The sequence below is a fragment of the Brevundimonas sp. genome (genome assembly GCF_035935935.1).
Lineage (GTDB): Bacteria > Pseudomonadota > Alphaproteobacteria > Caulobacterales > Caulobacteraceae > Brevundimonas.
On the sequence record NZ_DASYWO010000005.1, the window covers coordinates 273,742 to 294,767 of the forward strand.

The following is a 21,026-nucleotide window of genomic DNA, read 5'->3' on the forward strand; positions in this document are numbered from 1 at the left end:
GGGGTCAGCGCCCCGCCAGCAGGGGGTCGATGACGGCGGCCAGTCCGGCCAGGGTGGGGTCCGCCACACGGGCGCCGTCGACGAAGAAGGTCGGCGTGCCGGCGACGCCGGCGGCCTGCGCCGCCTCGATGTCGGCGTTCAGGGCGGCTTCGGTCGCCGGGTCCTCTACGCAGTCGATGATCTGCTGGGGCGGACGTCCGCCGATCTCCACGGCGTTCACGAACCACCCCTGCGGCCAGCGCATGAGGCGGGCTGCGCCCTGCTGGGCGAACAGCTGTTCGATCACGGGGAACGCGCGATCCGGCGCGACGCAGCGGCTCAGTTTGGCGGCGAGCACGGCCGGGTCGGCCGGCGGCGTGGGCAGGTCGCGATAGACCAGCCGCACCTTGCCCGTGTCGATCCAGCGCGCCTTGAAGGCCGGCAGGACGTCGTGAGACCACTGGGCGCAGTGGGGGCAGGTGAAGCTGGCGTACTCGATCACCGTCACCGGAGCGTCGGCGCGGCCGAGCACGCGTTCCCCGGCGGCGACCGGCGGCACGGCGGCGACCTGGGCCGCCGCGGGGGCGGCGACGGCCAGCAGGACCGCGCCGATCAGGGCGGCGAGGCGCATGGTCACTTGGCCAGTTCGGCGTCGATGGCGGCCGACAGGCCCTCCAGCGAACGGTCGGCCACCACGGCGCCGTTGACCATGAAGGTCGGGGTGCCCGTGACGCCGGCGGCCTGCCCGGCACGGATGCGCTCTTCCATGGCGGCGATGGCCTTCTCGTCGGTCACGCAGGCCAGGTACTCCTCCTGCGAGAAGCCCAGGCCGGTGCGGATGCGCTGCAGCATCTCGGGGAAGCCGGGCGCGCCGGGGTTCAGGCCCGGGTGGCTGGTCAGCATGTCCTCGACGACGCGGAAGTAGTCTTCGCTGTTGCCCGACTTCGCGGCGGCGCAGCGGCCCAGCAGGAAGCCGGCCACGGCCACGTCCTGCGGCGGGGTCGGGAACTCGCGGAAGACGTAGCGGACCTGGTTGGTGTCGACGTACTTCTTCCTGAATTCCGGCCAGACGTCGCGCTCCCAGGCGGCGCAGCCGATGCAGGTGACCGAGGCGTACTCGACCACGGTCACCTTGGCGCCTTCGGCGGCGCCCTTGGCCATGTCGCCCTCGGCCGCGCCCGCGCCGCCGCCGGAGTTGCAGGCCGACAGGGCCATGGCGGCCAGGGCCGCGCCGGTGATGGCCGCGCGGCGGCTCATGGCGGCGAAGCGGAAGGGGGTGCGCGAGGTCATGGCCGTGTTCCCGTGATGCGGACGAGGATCGTCGCGCGATTCCCGACGAAGCGCGCGATCCGATGATTTCGAGAACAGGTGCGGCGAAGTTTTGTCAACGCCGAACGACGGTCGCGACCGGGATCAGCGCTTCACGGCGCGGCCCAGCCGGGCCAGCGCCTCGGCCAGGGGACCGGGCGCGGAGGCTGTCGCGGCCTTCAGTTCCGCTTCTTCGGCGGCGCTGAGCGGCGGCGGGGACGTCGGCCGCGCAGGGCGGGCGGTCGGTTCGGGCAGGGGCTTCACCGGGCCTTGGGCGATGCGCAGCTTCTCGACCGCGCCGGCGCCGAGGAAAAGGTTGACCTTGTCGAGGATCTCTTCGGCCTGATGCTGCACCAGAAGGGCCGCGGCGCCCGCGACGCGGAGTTCCAGCGTGCCGCCCCTGCCGTCGCGGCCTCGGGTCAGCTTTTGCGGGCGGCAGACGCGGGCCAGACGCTCGCCGACGATCTCGCGCCAGCGCGGCTCCAGCGCCCCGGCGCCGCGGCCGAAGCGCTGGTCCATGTCCTTGATGAAGTCCTGCAGGGCCCGGCCGGCCCGGGGCGCGGGCCGGGGCGCCGCTCGCGTCCGGCGCCGCGCGAGAATCTCGCGCGCTTCGGCTTCGGTCGGCAGGGGACGGCGCATGCGCTTCCATAGCGGCGAACGGCCCCCTTGTCGCGCGCTCGCCAGGGTCTAGGGGTGGAGCGATGGATCCCGCCCCGCTGCGCCGCGCCCTGCTGGACTGGTACGACGCCCATGCGCGGACCCTGCCGTGGCGCCGGGCGCCGGGATCCGGCGCGGCGATCGATCCTTATCGCGTCTGGCTGTCGGAGGTGATGCTGCAGCAGACCACCACGGTGCACGCCGCCCCCTATTTCGAGGCCTTCACCCGGCGCTGGCCGACGGTCGCCGATCTGGCCGCGGCGGACGACGCGGACGTGATGAGCGCATGGGCCGGGCTGGGCTACTACGCCCGCGCGCGGAACCTGCTGGCCTGCGCGCGGGCCGTGACGGGCGGACATGGCGGCGTGTTTCCGGACACCGAGGACGGGCTGCGCGCCCTGCCGGGCCTGGGTCCCTACACGGCGGCGGCGGTGGCGGCGATCGCCTTCGGTCGGGCGGCCAACGTCGTGGACGGCAACGTCGAGCGGGTCGTGGCGCGGCTGTTCGCCGTGGAGACGCCGCTGCCGGCCGCGAGGCCCGGACTTCGCCGGCTGGCGGGAACCCTGGTCGCGGACGACCGACCCGGCGACTGGGCGCAGGCGCTGATGGACCTCGGCGCCACGGTGTGCCGGCCCCGGACGCCCGACTGCCGGCGGTGCCCGATCTCGGCCTGGTGCGCCGGCTTCGCCTCGGGCGCCCCGGAGCGGTTCCCGGTCAAGACGGTCAAGGCGGCCAGGCCCGAGCGGGCGGGCGTGGTCTGGGTGGCGCTGGACGGGCGGGGGCGCGTGGGCCTGACCCGGCGGCCCGACACGGGTCTGCTGGGCGGCATGCCTGGCCTGCCGACGGCCGGCTGGGGCGCCGGCGAGGACGCGCCGCCCGGGCCGGGCCCATGGCAGGCGGCCGGCGCCGTCACGCATGTGTTCACCCACTTCGGGCTGACGCTGGAGGTGCGGGTCGGGCCGGGCGCAGGAGACCTGGACTGGACCGACGTCGACGCGGCCCGGAACGCGCTGCCGACCGTGTTCCGCAAGGCGCTGGAGCGCGGGCTGGCCTAGCGCGAACTGCGAAGCCGCACGGGTCCGACACGGTTCTGGCTGGTGACCACGGTGTGCCCCTCGACGTGGCGGAACGCGAGGTCCAGCCGGGCGTCGCCGACCTGCAGGTTCCACAGGTTGAGCCGCTCGATGCCGGGCGGCAGGACCGGATCGTCGACGTCGACGCGGCCGTCGAAGGCGTCGATGGACACGCCCAGCGCCGCCTGCAGCATCAGGAACACCGAACCGGCCGCCCAGGCCTGCGGCATGCAGGCGACGGGGTAGGCGATGGGCGGTTCGCCGGTCTGGCGCTCGAAGCCGCAGAACAGTTCGGGGAGGCGCAGCTGGAAATGGGCCGCCGCGGCGTAGATCTCGCCCAGCAGCAGGGCGACGGCGCGTCGTTCGCCGTATCGGGCCATGCCGGCGGCGCAGAGCGAGGTGTCGTGCGGCCAGACCGAGCCGTTGTGGTAGCTCATCGGATTGTAGCGCGCCTGCCCCGTGGCGAGGGTGCGCAGTCCCCAGCCGGAGCGGAAGCGGGCGCTCATCAGGTGTTTCGACACCGCGTGGGCGCGCTCGGTCGACGGCAGGCCGCAGAACAGCAGATGCCCGGGATTGGAGCCGATCGCGCGGCAGGGTGCGCCCTGACCGTCCAGGGCGACGGCGTAGTAGCCCAGATCGTCCTGCCAGAAGCGCTCCTCGACCCGGGCGCGCATGGTCTCGGCGCGATCGGCCCACTTCGCGGCGTCGGGCGTGCCCAGCACGTTCGAAAGGTCGGCCAGGGCCTGGAAGGCCGCGAAGGCGTAGCCCTGCACTTCGACCAGCGCGACCGGACCCTCGGGGAAGCGGCCGTCGGCGTGGAAGATGGAGTCGTAGCTGTCCTTCCATCCCTGATTGGACAGGCCGGTCTCGGCGGCGCGGGCGTAGCGGACGAAGCCGTCGCCCGTCATGTCGGCGGGGCCCGTGATCCAGCCCGCGGCGGCCAGGAGGTTCGGCCAGATGTTCCGGATCAGGTCGAGGTCGCCGGTGCGGCGCGCATAGGCGCCGGCCAGGGCGACGAACAGGCAGGTGGTGTCGACGCCGCCGTAGTAGAGGCCGAACGGCACCTCTCCCAGCGCGCTCATCTCGCCGCGCCGGGTCTCGTGCATGATCTTGCCGGGCTCGGCGTCCTGGAAGGCCGACCGCTCGGTGGCCTGACGCGCGGCGAGATAGGTCAGGACCCCACGTGCGAGGCTGGGGTCCAGCCACAGCATCTGCCACGCCGTGATGATGCCGTCGCGGCCGAAAGGCGTCGAGAACCACGGCGTGCCGGCGTAGGGATAGGGTCCCGTCGGCAGGTCGGTGGTCAGGAGGGCGACGTCGGCCCGGCTCTGGTCCAGCCAGTCGTTGAACCGCGGGCTGCGGGGGCCGCGGATGGAGGCGCCGCGCCGTCGGCGGGATCTCATGGCCAGCCGGGCATGGACGGCGTGAAGGCGGAAGCGCTCGGCCGTCGGCGGCTGGCAGCGGTCCGGCCCACATTCGAGAAACAGGTCCATGACGCGGCCGCGCGGCAGCGTCAGCATGAACTCCGCCTTGCGGTCAGACATGCGGTGCGGCGGTTCGGAGAAGCTGAGGCAGCCCGTGCGGGCGACGCCGTCCAACCCGTCGTAGGCGAAGGTCACGCGCCGCCCGTCGGTCGTGGGCGCGTGGATCGCGCCCGATTTTTCGCGGGGCGTGCCTCGAACCTGGAAGATGTCGACGAAGTCGGCGCCGTACTCGATCTCGAGCGGCAGCATGACGTCCTCGCCGCCGTGATTGGCGACGCGGACGCGTTCGAACAGCCGCCGGTCCCACAGGAAGCGTCGGCGCTCCAGATGCAGGATGCCGCCCGGCGTCTGCTTGCCGCCCATCGGGGGCAGGGGCCGGTTGGTGCCGTGGAAGGTGAAGAAGACGTTGTCCCGGCTGACGCCCGACGACAGGCGCGACGGGCGCTGCCCGGCCACGCGCAGCAGTAGTCGCGACAGGATGCGGGTGTCCTCGTCGAAAAGGCCGTCGGCCCCGGCCTTCACGTCGCCCCATGCGTCGGCCACCAGAAAGGCGTTGCCGCTCTTCAGGGCCTGAAGTTGCTCGACGGGCTCCGGCTCGCCCATCTCAAGGCCGCTGTCCAGAGCCGTCGTCTGCACCGAGTAGGCGTCGTCCATGATCGTCCCGAGTGCTGACGAGGGAAGGCCTTGCTCGCCCCGAAATGAGGACAGGACATGGCCGCTCTACGGAAATGCGGCGACGCTTTCCCGGTTTCAGGCCGTGGCGGCCAGGGCCCCGTTCGCCGGCGTCGCGCCGCCCAGCATGAAGGCGTCGGGCGCCGGCACGGGCTTGCCGAACGGGCGGCGGGCCAGCAGCTCGCCGTAGACGTCCAGATAGCGGCGGGCCATGGCCGTGGCTGACCAGCGCAACTCGAACCGCGCGCGGATGGCGTCGCGGTCCAGCAGGTGGGCGCGGCCGGCGGCGGCGACGGCCTGCTCCATGTCGTCCACGATGAAGCCGGTGGCGCCGTCCTCGATCACCTCGGGGGTCGAACCGCAGCGGAAGGCGACGACCGGCGTGCCGCAGGCCATGGCCTCGATCATCACCAGGCCGAAGGGCTCGGGCCAGTCGATGGGGAACAGCAGGGCGTCGGCGCCGCCGAGGAAGGCCGATTTCTGGTGATCGCCGATCTCGCCGACGAACTCGACCAGCGGGTTGCCGTCGACCAAGGGCTTGATGACGGTCTCCCAGTAAACCTTGTCGGCGGCGTCGACCTTGGCGGCCATCTTGAGCGGGCGGCCCAGCCGCGTGGCGATCTCGATGGCGCGGTCCGGACGCTTCTCGGGCGAGATGCGGCCGAGGAAGGCGAGGTAGCCCTGCGACCGCGGCGAGTGGACGTACAGTTCGGCCGGCATGCCGTGGTGCACGGTAGCGGCGTAGTTGGCGAAGGGCAGGGGACGCCGCTGGTCGTCGGAGATCGAGATCAGCGCGAACTCGTTCCAGCGCGAATAGACGCCGGGGAGATCCTTGAGGTCGAGACGGCCGTGCAGGGTGGTCAGGGTCTTGTCGGCGCATTTCGAGAAGAAGGGGAAGTGCACCATGTCCGTATGGAAGTGGATCAGGTCGAACTGGTCCGCGCGCGCCAGCACCTCGGACAGCATGGTCATGTGGGCCGCCAGATCCGACTTCAGCGGCGCGGGGTCCAGCCGGATGGCCTGGTCTCGGACGGGCACCAGCCGGGCCTTCGTCTCGGCATCGGCCGAGGCGAACAGGGTGACGTCGTGGCCCAGATCGACGAGGGCGTCCGTCAGGTGCGCGACCACGCGTTCGGTTCCGCCGTACAGCTTGGGCGGCACGGCTTCGTACAGGGGCGTGACCTGGGCGATCTTCATGACTTCGATGATCCGGGACGCGGAATTGCGGCGCTGCAATAAGTCGCCGCGCCGACATTGTGTTCCCCACGCCCGACATCACTTTTTAGGCCGGACGATCAGCCTGTTACAGCGACGCTTCTATGTCGGAAAACGTCATTGCATGCCGGCGCGGATCTCGGCGCGCAGGGCGTCGATCGGCTTCAGGCCCTGGTCGGTCTTGAAGCGCCAGTAGGTCCAGCCGTTGCAGGCCGGGGCGTTTTCCATCAAGGCGCCCAGCTTGTGGATCGAGCCGGTCATCGAGCCGGCGATCAGGGAGCCGTCGGCGCGCACCCGCGCCTCGCGCTCGCCCTTCGGACAATAGAGACGGTCGCCGGGCCGCAGCAGGCCGGCCTCGACCAGGGCGCCGAAGGGAACCTTCGGCTCAGTCTTCTTGGAGCCCATGACGGTCAGGTCTTCCGGGGCCGCGGGCACGATGGCCGCGATGCGGTCCTCGGCCACCTTCGCGTAGGTCGGGTCGCGCTCGATGCCGATCCAGCGCCGACCCAGCCGCTTCGCCGCCGCGCCGGTCGTGCCGGTGCCGAAGAAGGGGTCCAGAACCACGTCGCCCGGTTTAGACGCCGCCAGCAGCACGCGGTGCAGCAGGGCCTCAGGCTTTTGGGTGGGGTGCGCCTTCTTGCCGTCCTCGCCCTTGATGCGCTCCTCGCCGGTGCACAGCGCGAGGGTCCAGTCGGACCGCATCTGAACGTCCTCGTTGAAGGCCTTCAGGGCGTCATAATTGAAGGTGTAGCGCTTCTGCTCGCGGCTGCGCGCGGCCCAGATCAGGGTCTCGTGCGCATTGGTGAAACGCGTGCCCTTGAAGTTGGGCATCGGATTGGACTTCCGCCAGACGACGTCGTTCAGGACCCAAAAGCCGAGGTCCTGGATCGCCGTGCCGAGGCGGAAGACGTTGTGATAGCTGCCGATGACCCACATCGTGCCCTCGGGCTTCAGCACCCGGCGGCACTCGGTCATCCAGGCGCGGGTGAAGGCGTCGTAGGCGGCGAAGTCCGAGAACTTGTCCCAGTCGTCGTCGACGGCGTCGACCTTCGAGTTGTCCGGCCGCAGCAGGTCGCCGCCCAGTTGCAGGTTATAGGGCGGGTCGGCGAAAACCATGTCGACCGAGGCGTCCGGCAGGGCGCGCAGCACCTCGAGGCAGTCGCCGCGCAGGACCTTATCGACGGGAAGTTCGGACATGACGGCCCCACGGAAACTGAGCCGTCAGTCCTGAATCATCACGGTTAAGGCCGGGTTGACCGTCAGCGCAGGGTGGCGAAGTAGCCGGCGACCGAGGTCCGCACCGCCCGCGCGCCGCGGGAATCGACCGGCATGTCCCGCTGGAAAGCCGGATCGCAGGCCGTCTTGAGGGCGAAATCGTCCATCGATCCGGCGGCCGGGGCGGAGCCGGCTTCGGAGGGCGCGTCCATCTGATGGATCAGGGTCTCGCCCTCATAGAACTGCATGCGCAGCGGCCGGCGCGTTCCGGCCGCGCAGTCGAAGCGCGTGAGGGTGGCCACGCCGTTCCACGCGCCGTCCGGACCGGGCCGCATCTGTTTGGTGAAGGTCCAGGTCCAGGCCTCGAACGGCGCGGTCGGCGCCCGGCCGTCCGGAGCGACCTCCACGAAGCCCAGCGCTTCGCCGGTCTCGGCGGTGGGCTTGAGCGGCGCCGTGCGGTCCATGGCCCAGCCGGAGGCCTCGGTCGCGGTTTCGCTCCAGAAGGCCTCGACCGAGCGGCGCAGGCCGCGGGCGCCGTTGGGATGCACGGCGGAGGTCGGATTGAAGCCGGGGTCGCAGACGGTGCGCAGGGCGGCGGCCTCGGGCGAGCCGGCCGCGGGGACGGCGGCGGCCTCCTGCGCGGCGGCGTCGTTGACCGCCACCTCGCCTAGGTAGAACTCATAGCGCAGCCGCTGGCGCGTGCCGGCGCGGCAGTCGAAGCGCGTGAGCACGGCGCTGGCGTTGAAGCGCGCGGCGCCGGACAGCTGGGGCACCCGCGTGAAGGTCCAGACCCAGGAGTCAAAAGGCCTGGTCGGCGCCCCGCCGTCAGCCGGGATCTGCGCCAGCGTGACGAACTCGTCGGTGTCGCCCACGACCTTCAGCGGCACGCGCTGGTCGACGGCGAAGACCTGGGCGGCGGCGGGCCCGGCCAGTAGCGCGGCGAAGGTTGATATCACGAGCAGGCGCATGGGGTCCCCCCTGAAGGCGCACCGAGAATGAAGCGAGTTTCGCGGCGCCGTCGAGGGTCTTCCACACCCGCGGCAGAAACCGTCAGGGTCGGTCGGATTTCGACACAGGAACGGCGCGTCGGGGCGGCGGGTTGGGCTGTCTCGCAAGAGGTCGTCGTCATGTTCCTGTTCGCCTTCGTGCAGCGCCTGTTCGCCCTGCATTCGCTCGCCGTTCTCGGCGTCGCCGTCTGGCTTCTGGTCGACTGGTGGAACATCGAGCGGATCGCCGACGCGTTCGATCAGCCGGAGCCTGGAAACGGCCGCCTGTGGTGGGGCCTGGGTCTGCTGGCCTGGAGCCTGCTGGGTCGGCTCCCGGTGCTGCTTCTGCTGGGACGCGGGGGCGGCGAGGCGAGACGCGACCGCCCCGAAGGCGCGACCATGGCCGGCGCGGACGGCGCCGAACTGTGGGTTGGCCGCGAGGGGGCAGGTTCCGGTCCGATCCTGCTGCTGACCCACGGCTGGGGCATGAACTGCCGCGTCTGGGCCGAGGCGCGTCGGGAACTGGGGGCCCGGCACGAACTGGTCCTGTGGGACCTTCCGGGGTGCGGCAAGTCGGGCCGGCCGAAGGCCGGCTGGTCCATCGAGGGCTTCGCCGAGGATCTGGCGGCCGTCCTGGACGCGCTTCCGCCGGACCGCCAGGTGATCCTGATCGGCCATTCGATCGGCGGCATGATCACCCAGACGCTTTGCGCACGCCGGCCGGCCCTGCTCGGCACGCGCGTCGCAGGGATCGTGCTGGAGAACACCACCCACACCAATCCCCTGCGCACGATGATCTTGTCGCGGCTGGCCACGGCGCTGCAGCCCGCCATCGAGGGGGCCTGTCGGCTGGAGACGCTGATCTGGCCCGTGACATGGCTGATGGCGTGGCAGAGCTGGATGTCGGGCTCCACGCACGTGGCGATGCGGCTGACCGGCTTCGGCACGCGGCCCACGCGCGAGCAGCTGGACCGCGCGGCCCTGCTGGTGACCCGGACCTCTCCGCGCGTGCAGGCGATGGGCAACCTGGCCATGCTGCGCTGGTCGGTGACCGACCGGCTGGCGGACGTCGACGTGCCGGCTCTGGTGCTGGTGGGCGGTCGTGACCTGGTGACCAGCGACCATGCGGGCGAAACGATCGCCGACGCGCTTCCGCAGGCGCGACTGGCCCGCATTCCGGAGGCGGGGCACATGGGCCCGGTCGAGGCGGCCGATGCCCATCACCTCGAAATCGAGGCGTTTCTCGCAGATCTGGCGGAGGCGGGGCGAGACGTCGGTCGGCCGGACGCCTCGTCGCCTGCATGGGCGGCGGCGGAGAGCGGCGAGGGGGCGCCTCGGACGCTTTAGGCCGCGGGCCGCGTGACGACGCGGTGACGCTGTGCTTATGAGCGGCGATGATCGCCCGCCTGCGCCCCGTTCCGTTCCAGCTCGGCCCCGTCCACTTCGTCGGCATCGGCGGCATCGGCATGAGCGGCATCGCCGAGATCATGCTGAAGATCGGCTATCAGGTGCAGGGCTCGGACGCGAAGCACAGCGCCAACACTGAGCGGCTGGAGAAACTGGGCGCGCGCATCTTCATCGGCCACGACGCAGGAAATGTGGGTGAAGGCGTCTCGGCGGTGGTCCATTCCACGGCAGTGAAGGCCGACAATCCCGAGATGCGGGCCGCGCGCGAGCGGCGCATCCCCGTGGTGCGCCGCGCCGAGATGCTGGCCGAGTTGATGCGGCTGCAGTTCTCGATCGCGGTCGGCGGGACGCACGGCAAGACCACGACCACCAGCATGGTGGCGGCCATTCTGGACGCGGGCGGGCTGGATCCGACGGTAGTCAACGGCGGCATCATCAACGCCTACGGCACGAATGCGAAGGTCGGCGACGGCGACTGGATCGTGGTCGAGGCCGACGAGAGCGACGGCAGCTTCCTGCGGCTGAAGTCGACGGTGGCCATCGTCACCAACATCGATCCGGAGCATCTGGACCACTGGGGCGACTTCGACGGGGTGCGGAAGGCCTTCTGCGATTTCGTCGAGAACATCCCGTTCTACGGCTTCGCGGCGGTGTGCCTCGACCATCCCGAGGTGCAGCGGCTGGTCGCGTCGATCGACAACCGGCGGCTGGTCACCTACGGCCTGAATCCCCAGGCCATGGTCCGCGCGGATGCCTGCGACATGGGTCCGGACGGCTGCCGCTTCGACGTGCTGATCCAGCGACCGGGCGTGGCTGCGCTGGAGGAGCCCGAGCGGATCGAGGGGCTGCACCTGCCGATGGCGGGCTGGCACAACGTCTCGAACGCGCTGGCGGCGATCGCCGTGGCCTTGGAGCTGGACGTGTCGCACGACGCGATCCGCGAGGGTCTGGCCGGGTTCGGCGGGGTGAAGCGGCGCTTCACCACGACGGGGGTGGTGAACGGCGTCCGCGTCGTCGACGATTATGGCCATCATCCGGTGGAGATCGCCGCCGTGCTGAAGGCGGCGCGGCAGGTGGCGAACCGCGCCGAGGATTCGGGCCGGGTCATCGCGGTGGTGCAACCGCACCGCTACACCCGTCTGAGGGACCTGATGGAAGACTTCTCCACGTGCTTCTCCGACGCCGACGCGGTGATCGTGGCCGACGTCTATCCGGCGGGCGAACAGCCGATCGAGGGCGTGGACAAGCACGCCCTCGTCGAGGGCATCCGCCGCTTCGGCCACCGCTCCGTGCAGGCGCTGGAGGGGCCGGACGCCCTGGCCGGCGTGATCGGCGGCGAGGCGAAGCCCGGCGATCTGGTCGTCCTGCTGGGCGCCGGCGACATCACCCAGTGGGCCTATGCCCTGCCGGGACAGCTGGAGGCGGCCCGGTGAACCTGCCCGAGGCGCGCGGCAAGCTGCTGCCCAACGAGCCGCTCGGTCCCTACACCTGGTTCCGGGTGGGCGGGGCCGCGGACGCGCTGTTCATTCCGGCGGACGCCGACGATCTGGCGGACTTCCTGAAGGCGCTGGACCCGGCCGTGCCGGTGACGGTGCTGGGCGTGGGCTCGAACGTGATCGTGCGCGACGGCGGGGTCGAGGGGGTCGTGATCCGGCTGGCGGGCCGCGCCTGGGGTCAGGTGACGGCCGAGGGCGAGACGATCACGGCGGGCGCGGGCGCGCTGGACGCCATGGTGGCCAAGGCGTCGGCGAAGGCGGGGATCGCGGGGCTGGAGTTCTATGCGGGCATCCCGGGCACGATCGGCGGGGCCCTGACCATGAACGCCGGCTGCTATGGTTCGGAGACGAAGGACGTGCTGGTCTCGGCCTCGGGCCTGAACCGGCGCGGCGAGCGGGTGGAGTTCTCGCTGGCCGACTTCGGCTACACCTATCGCCACTCGGTCGTGCCTGAGAACGAGATCATCTGGGTCGAGGCGATCTTCCGCGGCACGCCGGACGACCCTTCGGCGGTGCAGGCGCGCATCGACGAGATCACCAGCCGGCGCGAGCAGACGCAGCCGATCCGGGAGAAGACCGGCGGCTCGACCTTCAAGAACCCGCAGGGTCATTCCTCGTGGAAGCTGGTCGACGAGGCGGGCTGGCGCGGGAAGCTGCATGCGGTCACCGGTGGCGGGGCGAAGTTCAGCGAGCTGCATTCCAACTTCATGATCAACCCCGGCGAAGCCACCGCGGCGGACATCGAGGGGCTGGGCGAGGCGGTGCGCGCCGACGTCCTGACCAAGACCGGCGTGCAGCTGGACTGGGAGATCAAGCGGATCGGGCGGCCGGGCTGAAATCTTCGGCCGGTCCGGATCGGTAAACCGGGCGTAAACCAAGCCGGGTCGAAACAGGCGCTTCGCCCGCGCCCGAGTGTCCCGATGTCCCGAAAGCCCGCCGACACCCACGTCGCCGTCCTGTTGGGCGGCTTGTCGTCCGAACGCGAGGTGTCGCTGGTTTCCGGCCGCGAGTGCGCCGCGGCGCTGCGCCGCGCGGGCTTCACGGTCACCGAGGTCGACGCCGGCCGCGACCTGTCCAACGTTTTGTCGGGCCTGATCCGGCCCGACGTCGTCTTCAACGCCCTGCACGGCGAATGGGGCGAGGACGGTTGCGTCCAGGGCATTCTGGAAACGCTGCGCATTCCCTACACCCACTCCGGCGTCCTGACCTCGGCCCTGACCATGGACAAGGACAAGTCCAAGGCCGTGCTCAAGGCGGCCGGCGTTCCGGTGCCGGGCGGCGGTCTGTTCGACCGGCGCGCGGTCGGCGCGGGCCACGTCATTCCACCTCCCTATGTGATCAAGCCGAACGCCGAGGGGTCGTCGGTGGGCGTCTATCTGGTGCGCGAGGGCGACGCGCCGGTGGCCGAGGTCGGCGCCGACGGCTGGACGTACGGCGAGCAGGTGATGGTCGAGCCGTTCATCGCCGGCAAGGAGCTGTGCGTCACCGTGCTGGACGAGGCGGCGGGGCCCCGCGCGCTGACCGTGACCGACATCACGCCGGCCAAGGGCTTCTATGACTACGAGGCCAAGTACGCGCCGGGCGGCTCGACGCATCAGCTGCCGGCCGTCCTGCCCGATCAGGTGTTCGAGGCCTGCCTGCGGCTGGCGGAGAAGGCGCACGCGGCGCTGGGCTGCCGCGGGGTCTCGCGGGCGGACTTCCGTTATGACGGCGTTAAGGACGATCTGGTCCTTCTGGAGGTCAACACCCAGCCCGGCATGACGCCGACCTCGCTCGTTCCCGAGCAGGCCGCGCACGTGGGGATCGGGTTCGAAGATCTTGTGACCTGGATGGTGGAGGACGCCTCATGCCCGCGGTAGTTCGCGGCGGTCGGCGGCAGGAGGGGCGTGGGGGCGGCCGGGGCGGCGCGCCCCGCGGACCCGCGCCGCGCCGTGGTCGCGGACAGGCACCGGCGGGCGGAGTCCCGGGCAAGCTGGCGGCCATCGGACGGCTGGACCTGACGCCGCGCGCGGTGATGATCTCGATCGCGGCGGGCGTGGCGGTGCTGGCGCTGGTGATGGCGACCGGCTCGCGCGCCGAGAAGCTGGGCGAGGCCGCCACGGGCGCCTATGGCGACGCGACGGCGGCCATGGGGCTCAAGCTCAAGCGGGTGCGGATCGAGGGCGCCAGCGCGGCCGTGCGGCCGCAGGTGCAGGCCGCGCTCGACCTGACGCTGGACGCGCCGATGACGACGCTGGACCTCGACGCCGTCGCCGACCGGGTCCGGACCGTCGGCTGGGTCCGCGAGGTGCGGGTCGTCCGGCTGTATCCCGATCTGCTGATGATCCAGGTGGCGGAGCACGACCGTCTGGCCGTGTGGCAGGACGGCGAGCGCGCGTGGGTCATCGACGGCTCGGGGCGTCCGATCCCGGGCGCGGACGCGGGCGCCCATTCGGAGCTGCCGCTGGTGGTGGGCGAGGGCGCGGACGTCGCGGCGCCGGCCATTCTGCCTCTGATCGCCGAGAGGCCCCGCCTGGCCGCGCGCGTCGACGCCCTGGTGCGGGTCGACGAGCGGCGCTGGGACGTGCGGCTGAAGGACGGGGCGCTGATCCGCCTGCCGGCGCAGGACGAGGAGGCGGCCCTGATCGCCCTGGACGGCCTGGACGCCCGGCGCGGCCTGTTCGAGCGGGGCTTCGATCTTGTGGATCTGCGCACGGCGGGCGCGGTGGTGGTTCGCGACGGGGCGGCGGGGGCCGTTCCGGCGGAAGAGGGAGCGTCGGGTGCGTCCGCGTAAGGGTCTGGAACTTGAAGGAACGGCCGGTCGCGCGCCGGTGACGGCGGCGCTGGATCTGGGGCAGTCGAAGGTCGCCTGCTTCATCATGAAGCCCGAAGGCGCGCGCCATGCCGACCGCACGGTGCGGGTCGCCGGATTCGGTCACGTGCAGTCGCGCGGCGTGCAGGGCGGGGCCCTGATCAACATGGAGGAGGCGGCGCAGGCCGTGTGCCGCGCCGTCGAACGCGCGGAGCGCGCCGCAGCCTCGCCCGTGTCCGGCGTGGTGGTGACGACCTCGATCGGCCAGATGCGCAGCCGCCGGGTGCAGACCCGGGTGTCGCTGGGCGCCAATCCGGTGGGCGACGCGGATCTGGCGCGCGCCATCGCCCTGGCGCTGGACGAGATCCGCATGCCGGACCGGCGGCCGATCCACGTGATGCCCGTGGCCTGGTCGGTCGACGGGGCCCGCGGCCTGCGGGATCCGCGCAACATGAAAGGCCGGACCCTGGGTCTGGACCTGCTGGTCGTGTCGATGGCCGAGGCGACCTTCGCGGCGCTGAGCCACTGCATGGAGCTGGCGCATCTGGACCTGCAGGGCGTGGTGGCCGCGCCGCTGGCCTCGTCGCTGGCGGCGCTGGAAGAGGACGAGATGGACCTCGGCTGCGTCTGCATCGACATGGGCGCGGGCGTGACCTCGGCGGCGGTCTGGGGCGGGCGCAGCCTGCTGCACGTCGACGGGCTGAACGTCGGCGGCGACCACGTCACCGCCGACGTGGCGCGGGGCCTGTCCACGTCCCGCGCGGGGGCCGAGCGGCTGAAGACGCTGCACGGCTCGGCCATGGCTTCGGCCAACGAGGACCGGGAGATGCTGGAGGCGCCGCAGCGCGGCGAGGATCCGGACGCCGCGACGGTGCACGTGCCGCGCGCCATGCTGAAGACCGTCATCGCGCCCCGCGTCGAGGAGACGCTGGAGCTGATCCGCGACCGGCTGAAGGCCACCGGCGTCGGCCCGGAACCGGGCGCGGGCGTCGTTCTGACCGGCGGCGCCAGCCAGCTGAACGGCGTGCGCGAACTGGCGCTGCGGGTGTTCGACCGTCCGGTGCGCCTGGCGCGGCCGTTCCGTGCGCCGCACCTCGCCGACGCCGCGTCAGGCCCGGCGTTCTGCGCCGCGGCGGGCGTGCTGCTGCGCGCCGCCTACGGTCCCCGTGAGTCGGTGTCGGCCCGCAAGTTGATGGCGCGACAGATCGGCGCATCCGACGCGCCCCGAGGCCAGGCCGGCGGCTTCACCGCGCGCGTCGCGGGCTGGCTGCGCGACAACCTCTGACCCCCTGAAGCCCCTCGCCGCCCAGCTTCCCGACCGCGGAGGCGAAACATTTCGCCCGCGTGGCGAGAGTGTGTCCGGATTGTAACATCTGCGGCGCTCCTTGGTCACGATCGGGACACAAAGCCTTGTGGCGGGGGTCTTTGCTGCTAGCGTGCCGGTTGGGGACGCAGCCTGTGGGAGCGGGCCCTGCGTCGTGCACACTCTTTTTCGATTGGGGCCACACTCATGCTCTTGAAGCGCAAGCATCTCTTCGGAACGACCATTCTGGCGGGCGTCATGGCCGCCGTCGCCGCTCCGGCATTCGCCCAGCAGGCGCCGGCCAACCAGGACCCGGAAACCGAGGTCGAGGAAATCGTCGTCACCGGTTCGCGCATCCGTCGTGACCCGGCCACGGCCCCGACCCCGCTGATCCAGGTCCAGCGCGAGCAGCTCCTGGACACTGGTCTGGCCACCGTCGTCGACTACCTGGCCACCATCCCGGCCCTGTCGAACTCGCTGGTCCCCTCGGACACCACGGGCTCCAACCTGAACGACGGCGGCCTTGAGTTCGCCAACCTGCGCTCGCTGGGTTCGGGTCGTACGCTGACGCTGGTCGACGGCCGTCGTCACGTCGGCTCGGCCGCCGGCAACCTGGCCGTCGACGTGTCGGTCATCCCGCGTCTGCTGATCGAGAACATCGAAATCATCACCGGCGGCGGTTCGTCGGTCTACGGCGCCGACGCCGTGTCGGGCGTGGTCAACTACATCCTGCGCAAGGACTTCGAAGGCCTCGAGATCGACGCCAACTACGGTCAGCTCGTCCAGGGCGGCTCCGCCGACACCCGCCGCGTGTCGGCCCTCATCGGCACCAACCTGCTGGACGATCGCCTGAACGTCTACGCGCACGCCGAGTACGAGCGGACCGAGGAAGTCTACGCCGAGCACGTCAACTGGCTGCGTGACGGCCGCATCCGTCTCGGCATCGACGCCGACCCGACCAACACCGCGTTCGGCCTGCCCGCCGACGGCTTCTACGACGTCGGCCAGTTCTACGGCGCCCGTCGTCTGGACCGCCCGCAGTGGGGCTCCACCACCCTGTCGAACATGCAGCGTCCGAGCCCGAACAACGACCCGGACGTGCCTTACGCCGACTGCACCGGCTTCTCGACCAGCGCCAACTGCTTCAACGTCGATCCCGCCTACACCTGGTGGTTCGACGGCCCGACGGCGCGCCTGGCCAACTTCGGCCAGCGCATCGGCGTGACGGGCGCCAACCGCCCCTGGAACATCGGCGGCGACGGCGAGCCGGCCAACCTGACCAGCTTCGACCAGCGCTCGCGTTCGCCCTTCCAGGAGTCGCAGCGCTACCAGGTCGGGGCCAACTTCGACGTCACGGACAACGTCCGTCTGAGCCTCGAAGCCAAGTACACGACCGAAGACGCGTATGACGTCGGCCAGAAGTCCTTCTGGGACATCTACGTCGTCGACGCCTCGGTCTGCGCCGGCACGGGCACGACGACGACGCCGGGCTGCATCAGCGGCACGTCGACGTTCTCCACGCGCCTGGACAACGCCTTCCTGCCGGCCAACCTGCGCACCGCGATCCAGAACAACACCATGTTCCGGTACGCGCAGCCCAGCACGACCAACCCGACCCTCCCGGGTCGCTGCGTCGGCGACAACCCGGCCACCCCGGCCGAGGAGTGCACGCCGATCGCCGCGCCGATCGCGCTGCATCGCGGCTTCGGCATCGACCGTGACCAGACCAACAACCGCGAGATCACGCGGTACGTGGCGGCTCTGGAAGGCGACCTCGACCGCGTCGCCTTCATCGACAACTTCAACTGGAGCCTGTCGTACGTCTACGGCGAGATGAACAACGTCAACCGCGAAGCCGGTCCGGACGCCATCCGCTTCGGTCACGCGATGGACTCGGTCGTCGACACCGCCGGCATCGTCAACGGCACCCCGGGGCAGATCGTCTGCCGGGTGCAGCTGCTGCGCGCCCAGGGCCTGCCGGTCCTGGAGCAGAACCCGAACACCGCCCGCACCACCTACGGCACGGGCACCGCGATCAACGATCCGGAAGTGAACGGGTGCGTGCCGCTGAACGTCTTCGGCGCGGGCAACCAGAGCGAAGCGGCGCTCGACTACATCTCGACCGCCATCCGCGTGTTCGAGACCAACGAGCAGGAAGCCGCCATCGCCTCCTTCGGCGGCGAGCTGTGGGACGTCCTGGGCGCGGGTCCGGTCGGCTTCGCCGTCGGCGCCGAGTATCGCCGCGAGTACACGGAAGGCGTCGGCCGCAACTTCGAGACCGCCGGCCGCCTGCTGCAGCTGAACACCGGCGCGGACTTCCCGGGCGCCGAGTACGAGACGGAAGAGTTCTTCGCCGAAGTCGCCATCCCGCTGCTGCGTGACAGCTGGCTGGGCGAGTTCGCCGAACTGTCCGGTTCGTACCGCACCTTCGACTACACGACCGCCGGCTCGGGCGACGTCTACGGCGTGAACCTGGTCTATCGTCCGATCCAGGACATCACCTTCAAGACCAGCTTCAACACCTCGTTCCGTGCGCCGAACCTGACCGAGAACTTCCGTCCGTTCTCGCAGACCTTCGTCAACGGCTTCGTGGACCCCTGCGACACCCGTCAGATCGCCGCCCAGGTGAACGCGACGATCAAGGCCAACCGGATCGCGAGCTGCACGGCTCTCGCCGCCGCCAAGGGCCTCAGCTACGACTTCGGCCAGACCACCGTTTCGACGGCCGACGACTTCCTGCCGGCCGCGTACGCGGGCATCGCCTCCTCGCTCGGCGGCAACCCGAACCTTCGTCCGGAAACGTCGGAATCGTTCACCTTCTCGACCGTCCTGCAGCCCCGGATGTTCCCGGATCTGCAACTGATCCTCGACTACTACGAGATCACGATCGAGGACGTCATCGTCACCCCGGGCGGTCAGTTCCTGGCCGACGACTGCGTGTCCTCGGGCACGACGCCGAACCCGATCACCTGCGCGTTCGTGTTCCGTCGCGATCCGAACAACTCGGTCGACCCGTACAACAACTTCAAGGTCGGCGCGCCGGTGGGCGATGCGGTCGGGGGCTTCATCCTGGCCGGCATCAACAACGCCAAGCTGCAGACCCGCGGTCTGGACTTCACGGTCAACTATCGCCTCGACGCCTATGAGGCCTTCGGTCTGGACATCGGTACGTTCAACTGGAGCCTCGGCGGCCTGTGGCTGATCGAGCAGAAGAACTTCACCAACCCGGCCGCTCCGACGCAGTTCACGGACAGCACCTCGGGCGTGTTCTTCCCGCGTCTGGAGTTCGTGTCGCGTCTGACCTGGTCTCCGACCGACCGCTTCTCGATGACGTGGACGGCGGACTGGCAAGCGTCGCAGGACCTGCGCAAGATCCGCGACCAGGTCGGTTCGGGCAACTACGACGTCGATCCGGTGGACGAGTGGCGCACGGGCAACTTCGTGCGGAACGATCTGTCCTTCCGCTTCGACGTGCGTGACGACCTGACCCTGCGGGCCGGCGTGACCAACGTGTTCGACGCCGAACCGGCGCCGCAACTGGGCTTCGCCTCGAGCTTCGACCCCTACGGTCGTCGCTTCAACATCGGCCTGAACTACCGTCCCTGGTAAGACGCGGTTCAGACCACGATCAGGGAAGGGCGGCTCGCAAGAGCCGCCCTTTCTCTTTGCGCGGAAGAAAATCCGCCTTCGGACCCCGGCTCCGCTTGGCGCGGGGCCGACTCGCGTTAAGGCGGGTAACGCCCCGTTAACGGTTTGGGGTGTTTCCTTAACGCGCTCATAACCAATGCGAATCGGCGGGGATCGCTTGGCGGGTCGGGCAGGGTCCTAGAGGTCGGAAATTCACATGTCGCTGTCGCTGGTTCGTCCGCAGTCCACCGAACTGAAACCCCGCATCGTCGTCTTCGGCGTTGGCGGAGCGGGCGGCAACGCCGTCAACAACATGATCGACGCGGGGCTTGAGGGCGTCGAGTTCGTGGTGGCCAACACCGACGCCCAGCACCTGGGCTTCGCCAAGACCGACCGCCGCATCCAGCTGGGCGAAACGATCACCCAGGGTCTGGGCGCGGGCGCCCATCCGGAAGTCGGCATGAACGCCGCCGAGGAGTCGGCCGAGGCGATCGCCGGGCATCTGGAAGGCGCCCACATGGTCTTCATCACGGCCGGCATGGGCGGCGGCACCGGCACCGGCGCCGCGCCGGTGATCGCCAAGGCCGCGCGCGACCGCGGCATCCTGACCGTCGGCGTCGTGACCAAGCCCTTCACCTTCGAGGGCCGTCACCGCATGCGTCTGGCCGACGCCGGCATCGCGGAGCTGCAGCGCTACGTCGACACCCTGATCGTCATCCCGAACCAGAACCTGTTCCGCGTCGCCAACGAGCGCACGACCTTCGCCGACGCCTTCGGCATGGCCGACCAGGTGCTGCACTCCGGCGTGCGGTCGATCACCGACCTGATGATCCTGCCGGGCCTGATCAACCTGGACTTCGCCGACGTGCGTGCGGTCATGTCCGAGATGGGCAAGGCCATGATGGGCACGGGCGAGGCCGAGGGCGAGGACCGCGCCCTGCAGGCGGCCCAGAACGCCATCGCCAATCCGCTGCTGGACGAGACCAGCCTGAAGGGCGCCAAGGCCGTGCTGGTGAACATCACCGGCGGCATGGACATGACCCTGCTGGAAGTGGACGAGGCCGCCAACGCCATCTCGGCCGAGGTGGACGCCGACGCCAACATCATCTTCGGCGCCGCCTTCGATCCGGCGCTGGACGGCAAGATCCGCGTCTCGGTCGTCGCCACGGGCATGGACGAGGCGGTCAAGCAGACGATCGAACCGTCTTCGGGCCGCACCGGTCTGGGCCTCGGCGGCATGGGCCGCGCGCCGGCCCAGCCGTCGCGCATGGAGGCCCCCGCCCCGCGCGTCGAGGCGCGCCCCGAACCGATCATCCGTCCGGCCGAGCCGCGTCGCGAGCCGATCGTTCCGACCTTCGCCGCCGCGCCGGCCCCGGCTCCCCAGCCGGCGCCGGTCGTGCGCCAGGAGGCGCCGCGCGAGCTGGAGCCAATCGTCGATCCGTGGGTCGAGGAGTATGAGGCCCGTCCCGCCGCCGCCGCTCCGGCCGCTTCGCAGGGCGATCTGTACATGGACGCGCCGGCCCCGCAGGTCCGCGCCGAGCCTCAGTCCCAGCCGGCGCCGGCGCCCCAGGCGCATGACGAGGACGACTGGGACGACCGCGACCACCACCGCAAGTCGGGCTGGAGCCTGTTCGGCAAGAAGCGCACCCAGCCGGCCGCGCCTTCCTATGGAGGCCCGACGCGCACCACGTCGCACTACGGCGACGCGCCGGCCGCCCGGGGGGCCGCCGCGGCCCAGCCGGCCTATGAGCCCGAGCCGGAAGGCGAGGACGATCTTCAGATCCCCAGCTTCCTGCGCCGACTGGCCAACTGA

The 21,026-nt window shown here is 70.7% G+C and carries 16 protein-coding genes; 9 read left to right on the forward strand and 7 right to left on the reverse strand.

The window, feature by feature from the left end:
- Nucleotides 1-4 precede the first annotated feature (4 nt).
- The 3 genes from VGR32_RS06120 to VGR32_RS06130 form a co-directional block, all read right to left on the reverse strand.
- On the reverse strand, nt 5-610 hold the full coding sequence (locus tag VGR32_RS06120) for a DsbA family protein (protein ID WP_327449127.1): 606 nt from the start codon (nt 608-610) through the stop codon (nt 5-7).
- Nucleotides 611-612: 2 nt separating this feature from the next.
- On the reverse strand, nt 613-1,269 hold the full coding sequence (locus VGR32_RS06125) for a thioredoxin domain-containing protein (protein WP_327449129.1): 657 nt from the start codon (nt 1,267-1,269) through the stop codon (nt 613-615).
- Nucleotides 1,270-1,392: 123 nt separating this feature from the next.
- Entirely contained in the window at nt 1,393-1,926 is a 534-nt protein-coding gene (locus VGR32_RS06130; protein ID WP_327449131.1) for a DUF721 domain-containing protein, read from the reverse strand.
- Nucleotides 1,927-1,988: 62 nt separating this feature from the next.
- On the opposite strand from VGR32_RS06130, the gene VGR32_RS06135 reads away from it, so the two are divergent.
- Nucleotides 1,989-2,999 carry an A/G-specific adenine glycosylase gene (locus tag VGR32_RS06135; protein WP_327449133.1) on the forward strand — a complete coding sequence of 337 codons (1,011 nt, stop codon included), beginning with the start codon at nt 1,989-1,991 and terminating at the stop codon, nt 2,997-2,999.
- Here the strand turns inward: VGR32_RS06135 and VGR32_RS06140 are convergent.
- The 4 genes from VGR32_RS06140 to VGR32_RS06155 all read right to left on the reverse strand — a co-directional run bounded on the left by VGR32_RS06140 (nt 2,996) and on the right by VGR32_RS06155 (nt 8,571).
- Entirely contained in the window at nt 2,996-5,155 is a 2,160-nt protein-coding gene (locus VGR32_RS06140) for an amylo-alpha-1,6-glucosidase (protein ID WP_327449135.1), read from the reverse strand. The genes VGR32_RS06135 and VGR32_RS06140 overlap by 4 nt on opposite strands.
- A gap of 96 nt (nt 5,156-5,251) precedes the next feature.
- Nucleotides 5,252-6,370, reverse strand: a complete 1,119-nt coding sequence (locus VGR32_RS06145; protein ID WP_327449137.1) for a glycosyltransferase family 4 protein — start codon at nt 6,368-6,370, stop codon at nt 5,252-5,254.
- Nucleotides 6,371-6,505: 135 nt separating this feature from the next.
- Nucleotides 6,506-7,585, reverse strand: a complete 1,080-nt coding sequence (locus tag VGR32_RS06150; RefSeq protein WP_327449139.1) for a site-specific DNA-methyltransferase — start codon at nt 7,583-7,585, stop codon at nt 6,506-6,508.
- A 62-nt stretch (nt 7,586-7,647) separates the two neighbouring features.
- Nucleotides 7,648-8,571, reverse strand: a complete 924-nt coding sequence (locus tag VGR32_RS06155; RefSeq protein ID WP_327449141.1) for a hypothetical protein — start codon at nt 8,569-8,571, stop codon at nt 7,648-7,650.
- Nucleotides 8,572-8,730: 159 nt separating this feature from the next.
- Between VGR32_RS06155 and VGR32_RS06160 the strand changes: the two genes are divergently transcribed.
- The 8 genes from VGR32_RS06160 (at nt 8,731) to ftsZ (ending at nt 21,026) form a co-directional block, all read left to right on the forward strand.
- Nucleotides 8,731-9,936 (forward strand): alpha/beta hydrolase, encoded by a 1,206-nt coding sequence (locus tag VGR32_RS06160; RefSeq protein ID WP_327449143.1) that lies wholly within the window; start codon nt 8,731-8,733, stop codon nt 9,934-9,936.
- Between the two features lie 47 nt (nt 9,937-9,983).
- On the forward strand, nt 9,984-11,429 hold the full coding sequence (gene murC / locus VGR32_RS06165; protein WP_327449145.1) for a UDP-N-acetylmuramate--L-alanine ligase: 1,446 nt from the start codon (nt 9,984-9,986) through the stop codon (nt 11,427-11,429).
- Nucleotides 11,426-12,328: a UDP-N-acetylmuramate dehydrogenase gene (gene murB, locus VGR32_RS06170; protein WP_327449147.1), complete on the forward strand. Its 903-nt coding sequence runs from the start codon at nt 11,426-11,428 to the stop codon at nt 12,326-12,328. The genes murC and murB overlap by 4 nt, the downstream gene beginning before the upstream one ends.
- An 84-nt stretch (nt 12,329-12,412) precedes the next feature.
- Entirely contained in the window at nt 12,413-13,351 is a 939-nt protein-coding gene (locus VGR32_RS06175; RefSeq protein WP_327449148.1) for a D-alanine--D-alanine ligase, read from the forward strand.
- Complete coding sequence (locus VGR32_RS06180) at nt 13,339-14,265, forward strand: cell division protein FtsQ/DivIB (protein ID WP_327449150.1); 927 nt, start codon at nt 13,339-13,341, stop codon at nt 14,263-14,265. Before VGR32_RS06175 ends, VGR32_RS06180 begins: the two co-directional genes overlap by 13 nt.
- Nucleotides 14,252-15,568 carry a cell division protein FtsA gene (gene ftsA, locus VGR32_RS06185; protein WP_327449152.1) on the forward strand — a complete coding sequence of 439 codons (1,317 nt, stop codon included), beginning with the start codon at nt 14,252-14,254 and terminating at the stop codon, nt 15,566-15,568. Before VGR32_RS06180 ends, ftsA begins: the two co-directional genes overlap by 14 nt.
- 225 nt (nt 15,569-15,793) lie before the next feature.
- Nucleotides 15,794-19,195: a TonB-dependent receptor domain-containing protein gene (locus VGR32_RS06190; RefSeq protein WP_327449154.1), complete on the forward strand. Its 3,402-nt coding sequence runs from the start codon at nt 15,794-15,796 to the stop codon at nt 19,193-19,195.
- 235 nt (nt 19,196-19,430) lie between these two features.
- Nucleotides 19,431-21,026, forward strand: a complete 1,596-nt coding sequence (ftsZ, locus tag VGR32_RS06195) for a cell division protein FtsZ (RefSeq protein ID WP_327449156.1) — start codon at nt 19,431-19,433, stop codon at nt 21,024-21,026.

Bases quoted from the DNA above. Each gene is read 5' to 3' on its own strand.
- VGR32_RS06120 (WP_327449127.1), bottom strand. From the start codon at position 610: ATGCGCCTCGCCGCCCTGATCGGCGCGGTCCTGCTGGCCGTCGCCGCC.
- VGR32_RS06125 (WP_327449129.1), bottom strand. From the start codon at position 1,269: ATGACCTCGCGCACCCCCTTCCGCTTCGCCGCCATGAGCCGCCGCGCG.
- VGR32_RS06130 (WP_327449131.1), bottom strand. From the start codon at position 1,926: ATGCGCCGTCCCCTGCCGACCGAAGCCGAAGCGCGCGAGATTCTCGCG.
- VGR32_RS06135 (WP_327449133.1), top strand. From the start codon at position 1,989: ATGGATCCCGCCCCGCTGCGCCGCGCCCTGCTGGACTGGTACGACGCC.
- VGR32_RS06140 (WP_327449135.1), bottom strand. From the start codon at position 5,155: ATGGACGACGCCTACTCGGTGCAGACGACGGCTCTGGACAGCGGCCTT.
- VGR32_RS06145 (WP_327449137.1), bottom strand. From the start codon at position 6,370: ATGAAGATCGCCCAGGTCACGCCCCTGTACGAAGCCGTGCCGCCCAAG.
- VGR32_RS06150 (WP_327449139.1), bottom strand. From the start codon at position 7,585: ATGTCCGAACTTCCCGTCGATAAGGTCCTGCGCGGCGACTGCCTCGAG.
- VGR32_RS06155 (WP_327449141.1), bottom strand. From the start codon at position 8,571: ATGCGCCTGCTCGTGATATCAACCTTCGCCGCGCTACTGGCCGGGCCC.
- VGR32_RS06160 (WP_327449143.1), top strand. From the start codon at position 8,731: ATGTTCCTGTTCGCCTTCGTGCAGCGCCTGTTCGCCCTGCATTCGCTC.
- murC (WP_327449145.1), top strand. From the start codon at position 9,984: ATGATCGCCCGCCTGCGCCCCGTTCCGTTCCAGCTCGGCCCCGTCCAC.
- VGR32_RS06175 (WP_327449148.1), top strand. From the start codon at position 12,413: ATGTCCCGAAAGCCCGCCGACACCCACGTCGCCGTCCTGTTGGGCGGC.
- VGR32_RS06180 (WP_327449150.1), top strand. From the start codon at position 13,339: ATGCCCGCGGTAGTTCGCGGCGGTCGGCGGCAGGAGGGGCGTGGGGGC.
- VGR32_RS06190 (WP_327449154.1), top strand. From the start codon at position 15,794: ATGCTCTTGAAGCGCAAGCATCTCTTCGGAACGACCATTCTGGCGGGC.
- ftsZ (WP_327449156.1), top strand. From the start codon at position 19,431: ATGTCGCTGTCGCTGGTTCGTCCGCAGTCCACCGAACTGAAACCCCGC.